Source organism: Nostoc sp. NOS(2021) (assembly GCF_017115025.1).
Lineage (GTDB): Bacteria > Cyanobacteriota > Cyanobacteriia > Cyanobacteriales > Nostocaceae > Nostoc.
Map to the genome: position 1 here is coordinate 1 of NZ_JABXKM010000046.1, position 16,931 is coordinate 16,931.

Consider the following 16,931-nt stretch of genomic DNA (forward strand, 5'->3'; position numbering starts at 1 on the left):
CCCCATTCTCTTTCTGTTCAAAATTTTCCATTGGGCTTAGTCTAACTCCTAAACTAGAAGGATGGATGAGACTCATATAGTTAGAGATAATAAACTGTAAAGAAAGATTTCATTTAGTTCTATCCCGCAATCAGCTCAAAATGCAGACACGCAAGCTACTCGACTGGTGGCAAACATTCACTCCAATAGCGCGAATCGGGGCGATCGCGTTATTCGTTCCGCTGCTAGTTCTCAATGGTTGGACGCTTTCGGTATTTTTTAATTATTTCCATTCTCTCATAGTCATTTTAGTCGCAGCCTCAGTACTAGCATTTCTGCTCAACTACCCCGTGAGTTGGATGGAGCATCATGGTGCTAGGCGAGAGCAAGTTGCTATCCTAGTATTTCTCTTGGCTTTATCAATTTTATTGGCGTTGGGTGTTACACTTATTCCCCTAGCCCTTACCCAAGCTCAACAACTGGTGGCTCGTTTGCCGGAGTTGATCGACTCTGGACGCTCTCAGTTAATGATATTAAACGAAAAAGCAGAGACTTTTGGCTTACCGATTAACCTTGATGCTCTGGTAGTGCAAATCAACGATCGCGTCAAGGGACAATTGCAAGCGATCGCTGGACAAGTTTTAAATCTGGCGGTAGTTACAGTCACTAGTCTGCTAGATATTCTCTTGACGATAGTTTTGACTTTCTATCTTTTACAGCATGGAGGTGAACTCTGGCAAAGTTTAGTGGAATGGCTACCGAATAAATTTCGCGATCCTTTTTCCAAAACAGTCCGCCTCAGCTTCCAAAATTTCTTCATCACCCAACTCATTTTATCCACCTGTATGGCTTCAGCCCTGATTCCTACCTTTTTGTGGCTGAAAGTGCCATTTGGGCTGTTATTCGGACTAACTATTGGCCTCATGGCTCTCGTCCCCTTTGGCGGTTCTGTAGGCATCGCCCTGACTACATTATTGGTAGCGTTGCAAGATTTCTCAATGGGTGTGAGAGTGTTGATAGCAGCAGTAATTGTACAGCAAATTCTCGAAAATTTAATTGCCCCCCGAATTTTAGGCAGCTTTACTGGCTTAAATCCAGTTTGGATTTTAATTTCAGTCTTGACAGGGGCAAGAATTGGTGGACTCTTGGGTGTAATTGTGGCAGTACCCACCGCTGTTGTGATTAAGACTGCTATAAGTGCCTTGCGTCCTGGTAGCGAGACAAACGACAGCGCCACTGGGGAGATAACTGCACCCGTTGCAGCAAACGAGTCCCCGAAAGCTGACGCTAAAAACACTCTGAGCATTTCTGAAGCGACATTACCCTAGAATTAAATTCAAAATTCAAAATGATGCTCTCTACGAGACGCTCTTGCTAGCTTGCTTCTGGGCAGGAGTACGCGGACTCGCTAACAAAATTCAAAATGAAGAAATTTGGAATTTTTTATTGTGGGTTAATGATGGAACCCATAAATAAAACGCTTCCCGTCTGATTATCCCTAATAGCACAGAAGAAGGGACGATCAACAATCATTCGGAATGGTTCTGGTTCTTCTCTGAAAGCTGTTGCTACTATTCCCACTGAAGTAGCCGCAGCCGCTTCGGTGCCTTCTTCGTTCACCTCGACAAAAGTTTTATGTTTAACTTCGCTAATGGCAAAATTTTTACCCATGCCAGAAAAATTGGCTTTGTTGCTGAAAGCCTCCCCCATGCCTAAACTTTTCAAGGCATCATTGAGTGTAACTTCGTAATCTGTTTTGAAGCGGGGTAGGCGAATAAACCCTTTTTGTTTGTTGAACTGAGTCATCCATTTTTCCCAGTTTTCAACATTCAAGTTTTGATAGAAGGCTTTGAGGTTAGAGTTCTGTTTGGGCAGGAATATATAAAAACTGAATTTACCATCTTTACCGTAAGGTAAACTAACTGCCTGAAATTGTTTGCTTTGATAGTATCTATAGTCACCGCCCTGTGACATCATCGGGAGTTGTTTTTGCCTGCCAGATGTGATGTAAAAAGGATGTTGAGCGGTTTGATTTTTATCAAATTCCTTACTCCATTTTCCTTTAAAATATATGGCGCTAATCAGAAATAATACCTGGTCTGGTTGAATTTTTTCAACTATTTTATTAATTTTGCCATTAGTATTTTCTTTTACCCAGTTATTGATAATATTAGGTGCGGCAGCATCTTTAAAGTTTAAATTGCTGACCTTGGCTTTATAGAAATCCTGGGTTCTTTTGAGAAAGTCTGGCGCAAAGCTAATATCTTGATTTGCCCAAAGTGAGTTAGCGATATTCAGTTGCACTTTTGCATCTGGATTGTCTAAAAGCTGCTTTAATGCCGCCGCGTAAGAAGAGTTGATTTCTGGTAGATTCATCCCCTGTAATTCCAGGGTTTTTGCCATTGCTTGTTGAGTCGAGCCGCTAGCGCCGTTGTAGGTCATAGCTAGAGCGATCGCAACACTCGAAGGTGAGATAAAAACATTCTTTTCACCCCGATCATTTTTCAGAACTTCTGAAAACAGTTTGAAGCCAAACTTATTGCTAGACTCAACGATTTTTGTATCAGTGTTGAGTGTTTTTTTTTGCAATGGAGTTTCTGGCTGAGGTAAACTAGATTGGGCAAGGGCACTTTTATTACTATCGACTTGAGAACACCCTAATACACTGAATAGAACAACACTTGCAGCGGCCAGAGCATAACGTCTGCCCAGACTCACACCATAACGTCTTTGCAGGAAATTTTCTTTCGCGTCACTAAATTTCTGCCGATTCATTCTGATACCTCACTTGCCAAAGATTCCCAATCTGTGCTTATGCTTGACGCAGATACTGTGTCAATGATTAACTATTGCATTTGCTCCAATAGAAAAATAGGACTGTTACAGAAACTGTAACAGCAAGTTAGTAGCTCAGAAGAATTAAACACAACTTGTGATAGTTGCAACCCGAAATCATTCGTGAGAAAATACGCAGGCTAAAAATTAGCTTCTTTTTAAACTGAAGCAATACGCATAAATTTGAGGATAATCCGTGTGAAAGCCTTTGTTTTAGTCATAATTTAATTGTCACATTTTAGACCTAGCATTAATAAAGCAAGATATTGTTTTCTCATGAATCACTTAGGATTGCTATAGTTGCAAATTCCTTATTCAGGCAGCTATGCAGACGAGTTATGAAAAATTTTGATTTTTAGGAATTTTCCTATTTATCTATGACTTACGCATTGACAAAAAAATACTAAATATGGGTAATTTTAAAAACCACATCTTTTGTAAGGGCACAGCAATGCTGTGCCCCTACAGCATGGTCTATTTACGATCGCAGGATTAATTAAGAAAAGCCTGAAATAACCTATTTTAGTTAATGCACATCACGATGCATTTGTACAGTGCGTAACTCCTAATTCGGGCACACGGCTCTGCTGTGCGCCCCATAGGAGATTCTGGTTCAAATAGATTGAAAAACGCTGGAATTTTACACAAATACTTATGCTACCGTATTTCAATTGATGGGCACACTCCACCAAGCTAAACTATAAGATTGAGTCGCTTCATTGAGCTTTTGACGAAACTGGACGCGGATTTTGTAATTGCCACTAGCAGCAACGGGGCAGAAAATATGTTCTACACTATCGATTTGGCTGATTGAGGAGCAAACAGTACCAGCATCGGAATTTTGAGCATCAGCTTTTACTAAGTATAGGTCGAGATTATTCAAACCGCGATCGCGAAAATTTTCGCCCACGTCATATTGCTGGTTTTTATTTTTATCAATTAACTCTACCAATCGATCCCAACTCAGGGTGACAGCAACAAAACTCCCCTGCTTTAACGGTTTTGCTAACATATAGTCAACAGATGTTCCAACATTAATTGTGCGATAATCCCAACCAATAGCCGGCACCGCAGCTGATGGCGGCCATTCACCACCACTAAATTGCTGATAAGCGCGAAATGCGTTCAAATGACCTGCTCCCATTTGAGCATCCAAGGGAATCTTTGGATCTTTATAAGCATCAGAATCTAGCCAGTTTTGATTTTGTTTATCAATTAGCGTTCGAGTCATTCCCAACCGTAAGCCATCACCGCTATCTTGGATTTTGTCTGCTGAATTCAGCAATACAGCTTTCATCACTTGATGATGGCGAGAATCGATGCTCCAGTGGGGCTGTTTTGCCCGGAGCTGTCGGTCAGCAAATTCTTGCAACAGAGCAACAGTAGCCGTAACTTGAGGCGCTGCAAAACTTGTCCCTGTAACCTTATTGAATTTGCCATCTGGATTGAGCAAAGGAATATTATTCCCAGGAGCAACTAAACTGATAGCGCGACGCCCACCAAGATCAAATTCCCTTCCATTTAGCCTTCCACTCACTCCTTGGTTAGCACCGGCGAGATTAGCCACGTCTACTTTGTTAAAAACTCCCCCTCTGCGGGATGAAAAAGCCACGTTAACTCCGTTAAAATTATCTGTAGGAATGGGAATACCGCCCTTACCCTGATTGCCAGCGATCGCATACAAAACATCATGAACGCGACTAGACCAGTCAACACATAAAGTTAGTAAAGCATTGCCGTCTAAGGTAGCCTCTGGTCGAGGATCGCGGCTCAGAGGTTCACCAAAGCTAAAGTTAATGGCACGGACATCGCCACCATTTTGTAGCGCTATGTGCTGTGCCGATAAGCACTCTTCTGGCTGACCCATGTTTTTAGTCGAACCCACCGCCGACGAATACAGTCGCGCTCCCGGAGCAACTCCGGGCAAAGCTTTGTTTTGACTCACCATCACACCAGCGACATTGTAGGCGTGGGGGTCAACACCGCTATTTGATTTAGCTGGGCCATTGCGTAAGAACACCGCTGCTAAAGATATGGCGCGATTTTTAGACACCGCCTTATCCCACCCAAACATTCCCGGTCGGCCAATTTCCACTTGACCAATAGCAATCTTACGACCGATTAAATTATAAGGAGGTTGGTGTAGCTTCAGAGCATCAATACCGTTAGTTCCTAGTGCAGATTCTAAAGCTGAAGCAATTACCGGCGCACTCAGACAGGAAGCACTTAATCCCCAAATTATCCAGATTAGTTTTTTAGTCATTAGTTATTAGTCATTGGTCATTAGTCATTGGGCATTGGGCATGGCATTAGTTATTCTTCCCCTGCTTCCCCACTCCCCACTCCCCAAAAAAGCCGGGATCAAAGTTATGAGTCTTGCTCAATGTTTTGTTACAATGCGTACAGACGAGGACGCTTAAAAACCCACTAGCCATGACCCAAAACCTATCTCAAAAGCCCATTGTAATTTCTCCATCTATCCTATCAGCCGATTTTAGTCGTCTGGGTGACGAAATTCGCGCCGTAGACGCGGCTGGAGCGGATTGGATTCATGTTGATGTCATGGACGGTCGTTTTGTACCTAATATTACGATAGGCCCTCTGATTGTGGAGGCGATTCGTCCGGTTACGACCAAGCCACTGGATGTCCACTTGATGATTGTGGAACCAGAAAAATATGTAGAGGGATTTGCTAAGGCGGGTGCTGATATTATCTCCGTACACTGCGAACATAATGCTTCCCCACACCTGCACCGCACGTTGGGGCAAATTAAAGAGCTTGGTAAGAAAGCTGGAGTTGTACTTAATCCTGGTAGCCCTCTAGAGCTAATTGAATACGTTCTAGATTTGTGCGATTTAGTACTGATTATGAGCGTCAACCCTGGTTTTGGTGGTCAAAGCTTTATCCCTGGTGTATTACCCAAAATCCGCAAACTGCGTCAAATGTGTGATGAACGCGGTCTTGACCCTTGGATTGAAGTGGATGGAGGATTGAAGGCAAATAATACCTGGCAAGTTTTGGAAGCGGGAGCCAATGCGATTGTCGCCGGTTCAGCTGTATTTAACGCTAAGGATTATGCTGAGGCGATTACAGCAATTCGCAATAGCAAGCGTCCTACCCCAGAATTAGCCAAGGTTTAATTCATTTTTAGATTAACTGTACTCCACAAAAATCAGGTGGGCAAATTGCCCACCTGATTTTTATTTATACACAAAAAAACTGGAAGCTATTCAAGTTTTGAACTTCCAGTAGTTGCTATATAAATTGAAAGTTTAGAAACCACAGATAATCCAGGTTGGGAGGACTAGGATTACAATAGTCGAAAGAGAAGCGTATGAGATACTAGTTCTACCAGCCACGACAACGATTTCACCGAAACTTTTCTATTTCCGTTCCTGGTATTGGTGTTAAGCGTTTGCTTTATTAACTAAAGCAACACCAACCACAGGATAGAAAGTTTTATAAGCATTACTCGCACCGTCTGCAGTCGGTGAAAGCTGTGTAAAGTTTGGATTGGGAGAAGCTACCGCTCCAAGTTCTCTTTGCTCAGACTTCTTTGAAAATAGAACCACCAGTAGCAACGGTTGGATCATCGGTCTTGGTGTAGGAGTTATTTACTCCATGAAATGCTGACTACTTTTGTAATCAGTTTGATTTATTTCATAGTCAGAACTAATCATTGATCTTATTTTTTAAAATTAACTTGTTTGCCAATCACCTCTTTTTTGGTTGAAGTTGTAGTTTTTATTAGTTTACCAATCTCATCAGTATATATTTGCCATTTTGGCAGATTTTTGAAAAAAATATCAAATTAATCACTGCTATAGAAAACCTGCCATGCTAGAAATTTTAAATTAGCATAGCAGGCTCTCAGACACTCAATCAACTCTAGGGCAGAATCTATTGATTCAAAATAGTTCTTAATTGAATCCACAGCGTTTCAAGGAAATATCTTGAGTGTTTTCTGGTTTTAATTGCGATTTACTTGATTGATGATCGTTAATTTGGTGTGCCCTTCTCTGATCTAAACTACCACCACGAATTTCTGTTTTTTCCTTTCCAACTACTTCCAGGTAAGCTAAGTCTTTGATTTTGCTTAAGCAGCTTGATGATCCATTACTATCAGATATTGCATCATTAGCATGTTTCAGCATTTTGATATTTTCACTTTGCTGTTCATTTGTCCTACTGGCTTTAGAGTTTTCTTTGAGTAATCGATTGTAGGTGCGATATGGAATGTAATGCAGAGGATTATAGCCAGCAAATCGCAGCATTAAAACACATGCCCACGAATATTTGCCAGCAAGAATTGCTTCAACTAGTTTGTCAAATTGTTGAGCCTTTACTGTCTTATCTAAGTTACTACTAATGCCAGCAATGTCTTGATTCATCATAGGTTTTAGTTATCTGGGATGAAGTAAACTAGTTCAATTTCTGCGATTGTTGGTGTTTCAATGAGATTTACACAAACTGCACTAGCCTTTTTGCAGCTGTTTAATCGCTTGTGGAAAAATATCATCAATGGGAGTGAAAGGTAAAAATTTACCTTTTGTCTTGTCATCTGACTGGTAGGACAAAAGTCTCGCGTGGCTCTTGGTAGATATAATTTTGTCCTCTTAAACTTTTTCAACTCCTAATTCAATAAATTTTATCTGTTCAACTGCTTGTATTTCTTACTACTGCTGAATTAAGCATTTTCCGGGAATTTTGCATATTGTTTTCGGCTAGGAGAGAAAATTTATTTATATTTGAGCGTTAACAACGCTATTGCTATTTATACTATTTTTTGTCGTTAATGTCATCTACTAAATTAGCAGATTAATAAGTTAAATTTACTGAATATATTTCGATACGTACTTGAGGATTGTGCAACTTTGAATTTTGTCCTTATTCCCTAATTCGTGAGGGGTCTTACCCCTCACTCAATATCAATTTAAACCCTTTATTATTGTCGAGTATCTAAAATAGATTACCATTAACCATGAGGTAAAGCAACTTATAAAGATAGTAATATATAGAGATTTTGAAAACGCGAGCAGCCATAAGCATTGAAAGAATTTTCAATTAGATAATGTTATCTATTAGCCTTGTATCTCTTGGTTTACAAAGACTACAGCTTTCGCTTATCTAAATGAAGTCGCTGTAAACTGCTGATGAAATATTTATGAAATCAGCCAGGAATTCGCAGATAGCCTAGTTTTAAAATAGAATTAATAGTTAGTAGTAATATATAGGAATTCGGTTTGATTCCTGAATTTACTTGCGTGGGCAGGGAACTCTTAACAGGGAATAGGGAATAGGGAACAGGGAACAGGCAACGGAAAGAAGGGATAGATTGGTACTGAGTCTTGTTCAAAAATCAAATAGGAGTACTATATATAGTTTTAATTATCATCAACTGAGTTAAGCACAACACCCGTAACGGGATGCTTTCAACAAAAAAGATGTAGCAGGCTAAACCTCTACAACTTTAGAGAATTCACTAATAGAGAGAAAGCTAATTAACAGAGAATATTGCTAAGTTGATCCAGCAAAAGTTTGGATGTGTACTAATATCTAACAGATTTATATAGGTGAGATTACAGATGCAGTTGCAGTTGGGCTAAGTCGTAATAAAAACCACCAATTGCCATGAGTTATTGATGAGTGCCTTGCTCAACATATCTCGGTCTAGAATAAGGATATAGTCGCATGATGAAGGTGGTACAGTTTGATTAATCTGGATTAAGTTCTGTTGAACTCGATATCTATGGCGCTAGTTGCTTCATCCAAAATCAGAATTGCTGGGTTCTTAATCAGTGCGCGATCGCTCCGCCCGCCGCAGGCATCGCAATTTTTTGTCGTTGTCCACCAGAAACCATTGCACCGCGTTCTCCCACAAAGATGTTGCAGTTCTTGATAAAGTCGTGTGTCTAGGCTAGTTTGGCAGATGCGTTCGCTTGTTCTAAAGTAAATTCTGAGCTATAGGACTCCTATTTGATTTTTGAACAAGACTCAGTACCGATCTATCCCTTCTTTCCTGTTAAGAGTTCCCTGTTCCCTATTAAGAGTTCCCTGCCCACGCAAGTAAATTCAGGAATCAAACCGGATTCCTATATATAGCGACATCTGCCCACGCATCACCAATAATTTTTCAGATTAGGTATACGCTGTAACCACTGTCTGAGGTGAGAAATGTTAATCTGAGCTAGAAAACACGCACTTACTGCGATCGCCCGATATGCTAAAGGTTGTTTGCAAAATAAATGGTCTATCCTAAAAGTTTGCTTAACTGACAGCAACTGAGTTGAAACTTCTCGTCCAATAGTTGCCTTAAACGCAAGTAGTCACACTCGACCCTGGCAAACTAAGTACATAAGATTGTTATTGTCTTCAGTTTCCCCATCTATACCGTAGATAGTTACCTCGTCGCCTAGTTGAAACTTACGGAGAACCCAAACTTGGCTAAATTCCGATTCTAGGTTTGTATCCCCTGCAACTATTCTCAAAAATTTGAGGATAGCCATTTCTGGAGTGGGAGACTGCTGGTTACTTATATATTTCACATCTCCTTGAACTCTTAATGACAAAGAGGAGTTCATGGTTTCATTTCGGTTTTTTGGGAAATATTAGCAAGATTTATGGCTAAAGCTAGTAATATTTGCATTTTTTGAAAGAGTAGTCTTGAATTCTCAATCCTTCAACTCTTACCATTACTGAAATTTTCCTTCGCTTCCGGAAACACTCGGAAAATAAAATCACAAATCTAGACTCTGCTTTCTCAGATGAAGACGGGCTAAATTACGTGGAATACGACCGTTTGTAGGGTAGCACAGCTGTGCTACCCTACGTGTGTAGCATCAAAATGAGAATCGCTTTGATAGCCAATCAATTAATAACTAAGTAAATTCCCCAAATCGCCATTGCCCGTAAGTAAGTGCTAGCGCGGAAAGTACCAGCTGCGGTGATAGCTTCAGGTGTGCGAAATTGCAGACCATTCTCATAAATTTGCTGCACCACAGCTTGCGTCAACCTCAACGCTTCATCTTTCATTCCCATCTGCACAAGAAAAGCCGCCAGCCCAAAGTTTATCCCCGTCCAGACTTCTAGGGGATGAGTAGCTTTGGGATTTTCCGGTGAACCATCAGGACGAACACCATTAGCAGCACCAAACTCACCATTGCAGAATTTCAAAAAGCACGCATCATAAACAGTTTTCAGGGCAGAGAAAGCCCGATCGCTCGGTACAATATCAGGTAAGTCCAGCAGACGAGCATAAAACTGTCCACACAATTGATCTGCCATTACCACATCGGAGCCACTTTCACTATCAAGTTTGTAATATTTCCCATTCCAGAGTTTTTCGTCATAGATGGTGCGAGATTGTTTCAACCAAGCTTCATAGGTAGATTTTTGTAACGCAAACTGTACTGCGTTACCTCGGCGGTGCGTTAATAGAACTTCGGTAATTGCGATCGCAGCCTCCAACGCCGCTAACCACAATCCACCACAATAGGCACTGACACCCTGTAACCGCCAATCATCAAAAGTTTGGTCAGGCGCACCAGAATTTTCGGGAATCCCATCGCCATCAAGGTCAAAAGTTTTCAGGTAGTCGAGAGTTTGAACGATCGCATTCCAACAGTCTGCCAAAAATTCTACATCGTCAGCACCCGTGAGCAGAAAATCACGGTATACTTGCAAGACAAAATCACTACCCAAATCTTTCCATAAATTGCAGTCTTGATAGCTGGTGTAGTTGGTTTTCTCCCAGACGTGTTCATTCGGTGCGCCTAAATCGTGGGGTGTTGCACCTGCGACTTTGCGAACTGCAATCGGACTTTCTGCCTTAATTGTCATGTAATAGCCAATGATTCGGGGAGTATCATCACCTTCAGGAATTGCCCGTGCAAATGCCCGCATCACTGACTTTTCCAATTCGGGAAACAGCATCAGCAGGGCAAAAGAGCCATATAACCGCACATCTAAACTTTCATACCAACGGTAATCTAGGCACTCCAGCACTGCAAACTGACCGATGGGGTCAAATTCCGATGCAGCACTCCAGAGAGTACCGCCGCTAGTGAGGTCGTAAAGCTCATTAAATAGAGCCATCTTAAACCAGTTGGGTAAATCTTCCCGGTCGAGAATGGGTTGTTGCCAAGTTTGAATTTGCGATCGCCAACTTTGATATTCTTGTAGCGCAGTAGATGCGATCGCCCAAGCATTGTTACCACTTTTATCAAAAAAGTCTGTATATCTGCGGTAATAGTTAACTCCAGCCGCAAATTCTGTAATCGGCAAATCCCAAGCGACGACAAAGGGGATTTCGAGAGTTTCGCCTGGTTGGAGAGTGAAACGGATTGCGATCGCCGCCCCTAATTGTGTATTCTCTGTTGCTGGAGTCGTATCTAGATAATTGGGCAAAGAACCATCTTTAGCAAAGCTTTGCCATATTTCCTCACCCGTTCCTTCAGGATTCCATCGGCTGTGGTGAAATATTTCCACCTGGGGATGCTTCAGCGTCGCAATACACCAAGTTCCGTCACCTTCTTGCAATGGTTCATTACTGCCAATCCGACCTAAAAGACAGCCAAACTGTTGTGTATTTTCAACTATTTGGTTATAGTTTCCTGGACTTTCGCCCCAGCGCGGTTGGTATTCGTAAACCGGACTACCATCATCGCGCACCTGCACTTGGGGAGATTTGAGGGCGTTTGTAAACCAGCCCACCATATTTTGCCAAGTGAGCATAATGCTGAGAGTAATAGGTGCATCTGTGGAGTTATGAGCATTCCAGAGGAATATCGCCACAGGGTAGCTAGTTTCTTGGTAATTACCTGCCCAAATCGGGGAAAACTGCTCACAGGTTAACTGTGCTTGAAATACATTTTCATACACAAACCAGCTACGCGGGTATAACGCGTGATAATTGCCCGTCCCCTCCGTGCCGGAGAGTGTTGGATACCACTGCCAAGCTTTGAGAGTGCCATCATCGGGCGCTTGCGTAGATAAAGCGTAGGCTTGGGAAGACGCACCATTGGATTCAAACACACTGAATTGACAAGCGGGAACGTTTTTGAAGGTATGCTCACCGCCGTCGATGTGCCACAGGTTAAAATCTCCCCGTGAAGAACGACCGATGCAACCTGCACCAAAGCCGCCTAAAGGCATACCATGCCAAGGGCCATCATCGATATTACTTGCGTAGCGGACAGTATAAGGTTTGTCCCAGCCTAAACCGATGGGACGGTTCCAAGTGCAAGAGGGAATTTCTGGAGAGAGTTGATTTGTCATCACCTGATGTTACAGCGTGCAGTTACGTCAATGAAGACTAGCGTGATGTGCGATTTTTCTCAAGTAAAACGCGGTACTGGCATAACAATGAACTTTGTACTGGACGGAAGCTTTTGAGATAGGGTTAAATAAAGTGCAAGTTTAATGCATCATCAACTCTATGCTAAACATGAGTCGAGACATCCATTCACTCTCTAGCTTTAAACGCAATACGTTGGAATTCCTACAGCAGATGAAGCAGACAGGAAAACCCGTAGTATTAACAGTTAATGGCAAAGCCGAACTTGTAGTTCAGGATGCAGAGTCTTACCAAAAACTGCTGGATGCGTTGGAAAGATTGGAAGCGATGTCTACGACGGGCTACGCCTACGCCGGAATTAAGCAGGGACTTGAAGATGTAGAGGCTGGTAGAACCAGTACTCTTAGAGAATTTGAGCAAGAAATGCAGCAAAAGTATGGCATTTCAAGTTAGGGTGACTCAGACTGCAAAAGCTGAAATTGATACTGCTTACTCTTGGTTGAAAGAGCGCAACTCAGTTTATGCGGATAAATGGTTTCGGGAGTTGATGGATAGTATTGCTACTCTGCAAGAAAAGCCTCTACGTTGCGCTCTAGCTCTAGAAAATGACGCACTAACTGAAGAAATCCGTCAACTTATTTAGGGTAAGTCAAGAAATAAGTACCGAATTTTGTTCGTTATTCGGGAAGATACTGTTTTTGTGCTTCATGTACGTCATAGCTCGCAAGCTCCACTGATAGGCGAGGAAGTTGACGAGGAAGAAGAATTTTGATTGTTAAAAACGTGGCGTAGACGCGTTGGCGTAGCCTCTCGTAGAGAAGCGGCTTGTCGTAGCGCTCACCTTTTGAACTTGGTAATCTTTATTGGTGTCATGGAAATTTTAATTGTATATGTGGGCACTCTAAAAGTAAGAACCATGCCAGAGACTAATTTTTATGTCCACAGCCCCAATTAGTGCAACACTAGCGCAATCAGAGAGAGATGCTGTGTTGCAAGCGATCGCCACAATTAAAGAAAAGCTACCATTTTTGATTGATTTAACTAACGAGGAACGAAAAGCTTTACCCAAAATGGGAGATAAAAGCCGCGCCTTTGTCAGCAAAGCATTGGAGGTGGCGACACAGAACCCAGAGTTTTTACCGCGATCATTTGACCTGGATGAAATGCGGAAGGATGTACAATTGTTTGAAGCGTTGTATCCAGTATTGCTGTCGCTGACGCAATTCCATGAATTGGTGGATGATACATTTTTAGCGGTGGGTAGTGAAGCCTATGCAGCCGCGTTGCAGGTGTATACTTATGCCAAAGCTAGTGGACAAGGCGCTGGTTTAGAGACAGTAGTTGAGGAAATGGGGCAAAGGTTCGCCCGTAAATCTCGGAAAGTCAAGCCTCAAGCAGCAGCGTCGTAGAAAATAATTCGGCGATCGCACTTCTAAGGTGCAATGTTGAGGCTCTGAACTCGGATGTTGGATTGACACTCCCCATAGCTACACAAACTTCGCTACGCTGGGTTTGTTAAAGCTAGGGGATTCTTGGCTCAACGAAACCACTTAAACTAAGTACCTTGCAGTGCCTAGCTCAGAGGTGGGATTCTCCCCAAGCGTTAATTTGGGTATGCCCTACCCTATTCGCATTACTGCGAGTCCTTTTTGAGATTGAAACAAAACATGTCTCAAATACTGTTCGTCTAGCTCCTCTGAATCTTTTACCTACTGCAAGGTGGAGTCTAGAAAAATGCAGTAGAACCGCATAGATTCAATTTTCAAGGATCAGTGCTTTGTCTTTCGACAGCTAGGTTTTTAAACAGGTTGAATACCTTGCCTGTTCGTTTCACTATATCATTTAGAGGCGACTGAAGTCGCAAATCGCTTTCATCCCCATAGCTAAAGCTAGGGGCATTAGCTCGTTTTTCGGTAAATTGCTCGGCGTTCCGAGTTCTGAACTCGAAGCTTCACCCTCTGAACACGAAATTTCAAGATAAGAACACGAAACTTCGTGCTTTAAACAGCAACATCCGAGATCCAAAAGCGATCGCTTACTCTTTGAACTCGGAACTTCGTGCTTTGAACAGCAATATCCGAGATCCAAGAGTGAATGATGGTGAGTTTAGGGCGTAGGCGTAGCCCGTCGGAGCGATCGCTTCCATAATTCCTAGCAGAGTTGAAGGTATAAAGCTTATCTCTGCTAAAACAAAACCTTAAGTGCTGGAATTTTGCTTGTTCTCAGGAAACTTACACTTTACCTCGATTTCAAAATTACTCTCCGCCGAACCTTCGGTTACGAAGGGGATACCAGTTTTTCCGCCTATCTTCAAGCCAAACTTCAGAGTCACCTCTTCGACTTCAGCAGCACCTAAATTTTTAAAAGCGCCAATGGCATATGCAGAAGCAGTCGCGCAGGTACTAAAAGCGGATGGTGATTTTGAGGATATCGCTGTTCTCAAAGGGAAAGTTAGTACAAATAAGTTGGCTGAAGCTTTAAAAACACTTTTGCAACAACAAGCAGATAAAAAGGAAGCCCTAATTTACTTTACAGGGCATGGCATCACCGTATCTGACAGCTTAGGAACACAACAAGCATATCTAGCTACTTCTGACTTGACAATTGTCACTCAAGGCAAGCAAATTCTTGAACAAACAGGCGGAATTAGTCTTCTCAGTCTCAACAATTTAATTAGAGATTCCGACCTGAGTAGTCTAGTAGTGCTGTTAGATTGCTGTCATAGCGGTGATTTTCTAGAACGCAATCTCATCGAAAAAACTCTTACCGCCTTTATTTCACAGCGCGATTACTACTTTATTGCTGCTTGCAGAGGTTTTCAACAAGCCTATGCCAAAAAAAGCGAACAACACAGTATTTTTACAACAGCTTTGCTGGCTGGTTTATCAGCAGAGAAGGCTAATAAGCATGGACAGGTGACAAGCGCTGATCTCTTTGGTAGTATTAGCGCCGAACTTAAAGGTAGTGGTCAACAACCGATTCAAATGGGTTGGGGAAGTTCCATTACTTTAGTTACTCACATGGATCAAAGACAAGCTCAGAGCTTTGAAGTTAAAGAAGAATGCCCATACCAAGGATTAAAGGCGTTTGAAGCCGAACAAAAAGAGTTTTTCTTTGGACGCAAGCAGGTTGTTAGAGAAATTCTGGCAAAATTCAACGAAAAACCCTTTGTTCCCATCATTGGCGCGTCGGGGAGTGGTAAATCTTCAGTAGTGCGGGCGGGTTTGATTCCAGAATTATTAAATAATCGGGGCTGGCGAGTTATAGAACCAATCAAACCGGGATTTGAACCTTTAGAAGAATTGAGAACAGCTTTTAAACAATGTTTTAAACAGGCTAATAAACAGAAGCAGTTTCAGACATTGAGTAATAATTACCCAAATAATTTACCTGAAATTATCGAAAATCTCCCAGGCGCAGAGAAATTATTGCTGGTGGTGGATCAGTTTGAGGAAGTATTTACTGGCGGTGCAAGTCAGCAAGAAAAGCAGAGATTTATTGACTTGCTGACTCAGGTAGTAGAAATTACCGATTCGCGGTTAGCAGTTGTAATTACCATGCGAGCGGATTTTCTCGAACCCTGTTTGCAATATCCCTCCCTGACTCAGTTAATTCAAACCCAGGCAGTTTATATGCCACCTTTAACCGGAGTTGATTTAAAGGACACGATCGCCGAACCAGCCAAACTTCAAGGTCATAGTGTTGAAGAAGCGCTAATACTGAAGATTTTAGAAGATGTTAAAGAAGAACCAGGGTTTTTGCCTCTGTTGGAGTTTGCTTTAACCAAACTCTGGGAGAAACGCGATCGCAATCAACATCAACTCACCCTAGAAGAATATGAAAAGTTGGGAGAATTAACTGGGGCGTTGAATCTCCATGCAGAAAAAGTTTATCTTTACCGAGATTTTGAGGAGGAATTGCCAACCCAAAAACGCACTCAGCAGGAGAAAGAATGGATTGGGCGAATTTTTCTGCGCTTAGTGCGAACGGGAGAGGGGGAAAAAGACACCCGACAGCGCCAACCAAAAGCCACACTATTAAATATTGCAGGTGATGAGGCCAATCAGCAGCAAGAACTTAGTGAGTTACTAGATGGGGAAGCGGGATTAGTTAAGGGACGCTTGTTGGTTACAGGGAAAGATGAAAAAGGAGAAGCTTGGATTGATTTAGCCCATGAAGCTTTAATTGAAGGTTGGCAGCAGTTTGCTTGGTGGCGACAACAAGACCGAGATTTGCGGCGGTTGAGCGACAGATTAGCAGATACCCGGCGGGAATGGGTGAACAAAAGGCAGGATGACAAATATTTAATGCAAGGGGGATTGCTGGCGGAAGTCAGGGATAGCTGGCAACAATTGCAAGTGTATTTACAATCACCCCAAGAAGATGAGGATTTTTACCAGCGCAGCGATGCCCATGAAAAAGACCGCATTGCCGAACTGGAAAGAGCGCTTACTGAATCCCGCTTGCGAGAGAAAGCTACGAGGGTAGAAAATTTATTGACAGTCCAACCCCTAGATAGTCTAGTTTTGGCAATTCAAGCTATGGGTGAGAATCTGGAGAAACTACCCCAGCAGATTCTCGCACCAGTTCAGAACATTTTGAATCGGGTGATGAATAAAGCAAGAGTCTCAATTCCCTTCCGTGGTCATGAAGGTGATGTCATTTCTGTCGCCATCAGCGCCGATGGGCAGACGATTGTCAGTGGCGGTAGTGACGGCACTGTGCGGTTGTGGAACCTGCAAGGTCAGACCTCAGCTGAACCTTTGCGTGGTCATGAAGGTGATGTCATTTCTGTCGCCATCAGCGCCGATGGGCAGACGA

13 protein-coding genes are annotated in these 16,931 nt (G+C 42.4%); 6 read left to right on the forward strand and 7 right to left on the reverse strand.

Annotated features, from left to right (window positions below; all coding sequences use genetic code 11):
• Nucleotides 1–140 precede the first annotated feature (140 nt).
• Nucleotides 141–1,307, forward strand: coding sequence for an AI-2E family transporter (locus tag HWQ41_RS05230; RefSeq protein WP_292760446.1), 1,167 nt, complete (start codon nucleotides 141–143; stop codon nucleotides 1,305–1,307).
• A 115-nt stretch (nucleotides 1,308–1,422) separates the two neighbouring features.
• Here the strand turns inward: HWQ41_RS05230 and HWQ41_RS05235 are convergent, their stop codons facing one another.
• Nucleotides 1,423–2,754: a serpin family protein gene (locus tag HWQ41_RS05235; protein ID WP_292760447.1), complete on the reverse strand. Its 1,332-nt coding sequence runs from the start codon at nucleotides 2,752–2,754 to the stop codon at nucleotides 1,423–1,425.
• A 727-nt stretch (nucleotides 2,755–3,481) separates the two neighbouring features.
• Complete coding sequence (locus HWQ41_RS05240; protein ID WP_292760449.1) at nucleotides 3,482–5,077, reverse strand: S8 family serine peptidase; 1,596 nt, start codon at nucleotides 5,075–5,077, stop codon at nucleotides 3,482–3,484.
• Between the two features lie 170 nt (nucleotides 5,078–5,247).
• Here HWQ41_RS05240 and rpe point away from each other — a divergent pair, with 170 nt between their 5' ends.
• Nucleotides 5,248–5,955 carry a ribulose-phosphate 3-epimerase gene (rpe, locus tag HWQ41_RS05245; protein ID WP_292760450.1) on the forward strand — a complete coding sequence of 236 codons (708 nt, stop codon included), beginning with the start codon at nucleotides 5,248–5,250 and terminating at the stop codon, nucleotides 5,953–5,955.
• 267 nt (nucleotides 5,956–6,222) lie between these two features.
• On the opposite strand, the gene HWQ41_RS05250 is transcribed toward rpe, so the two are convergent.
• The 4 genes from HWQ41_RS05250 to HWQ41_RS05265 all read right to left on the reverse strand — a co-directional run bounded on the left by HWQ41_RS05250 (nucleotide 6,223) and on the right by HWQ41_RS05265 (nucleotide 12,091).
• Nucleotides 6,223–6,408, reverse strand: a complete 186-nt coding sequence (locus tag HWQ41_RS05250) for a hypothetical protein (RefSeq protein WP_292760451.1) — start codon at nucleotides 6,406–6,408, stop codon at nucleotides 6,223–6,225.
• Nucleotides 6,409–6,735: 327 nt separating this feature from the next.
• On the reverse strand, nucleotides 6,736–7,206 hold the full coding sequence (locus HWQ41_RS05255; protein ID WP_292760461.1) for a HetP family heterocyst commitment protein: 471 nt from the start codon (nucleotides 7,204–7,206) through the stop codon (nucleotides 6,736–6,738).
• Between the two features lie 1,935 nt (nucleotides 7,207–9,141).
• Nucleotides 9,142–9,396, reverse strand: a complete 255-nt coding sequence (locus HWQ41_RS05260; RefSeq protein WP_292760452.1) for a hypothetical protein — start codon at nucleotides 9,394–9,396, stop codon at nucleotides 9,142–9,144.
• A 286-nt stretch (nucleotides 9,397–9,682) separates the two neighbouring features.
• A complete protein-coding gene (locus HWQ41_RS05265; protein ID WP_292760453.1) occupies nucleotides 9,683–12,091 on the reverse strand; it encodes a GH116 family glycosyl hydrolase in 2,409 nt (802 codons plus the stop codon).
• A gap of 160 nt (nucleotides 12,092–12,251) precedes the next feature.
• Between HWQ41_RS05265 and HWQ41_RS05270 the strand changes: the two genes are divergently transcribed.
• The 3 genes from HWQ41_RS05270 (at nucleotide 12,252) to HWQ41_RS05280 (ending at nucleotide 13,519) form a co-directional block, all read left to right on the forward strand.
• Entirely contained in the window at nucleotides 12,252–12,563 is a 312-nt protein-coding gene (locus HWQ41_RS05270; RefSeq protein ID WP_292760455.1) for a type II toxin-antitoxin system Phd/YefM family antitoxin, read from the forward strand.
• Nucleotides 12,547–12,753 (forward strand): hypothetical protein, encoded by a 207-nt coding sequence (locus HWQ41_RS34235; protein ID WP_366931634.1) that lies wholly within the window; start codon nucleotides 12,547–12,549, stop codon nucleotides 12,751–12,753. Before HWQ41_RS05270 ends, HWQ41_RS34235 begins: the two co-directional genes overlap by 17 nt.
• Before the next feature lie 292 nt (nucleotides 12,754–13,045).
• Nucleotides 13,046–13,519, forward strand: coding sequence for a hypothetical protein (locus tag HWQ41_RS05280; RefSeq protein ID WP_292760457.1), 474 nt, complete (start codon nucleotides 13,046–13,048; stop codon nucleotides 13,517–13,519).
• Nucleotides 13,520–14,307: 788 nt separating this feature from the next.
• Here HWQ41_RS05280 and HWQ41_RS05285 read toward each other — a convergent pair.
• Nucleotides 14,308–14,553: a CU044_2847 family protein gene (locus HWQ41_RS05285; protein ID WP_292760458.1), complete on the reverse strand. Its 246-nt coding sequence runs from the start codon at nucleotides 14,551–14,553 to the stop codon at nucleotides 14,308–14,310.
• On the opposite strand from HWQ41_RS05285, the gene HWQ41_RS05290 reads away from it, so the two are divergent.
• On the forward strand, nucleotides 14,483–16,931 hold a 2,449-nt coding region (locus tag HWQ41_RS05290), incomplete at its 3' end, for a caspase family protein (RefSeq protein WP_292760459.1). The genes HWQ41_RS05285 and HWQ41_RS05290 overlap by 71 nt on opposite strands.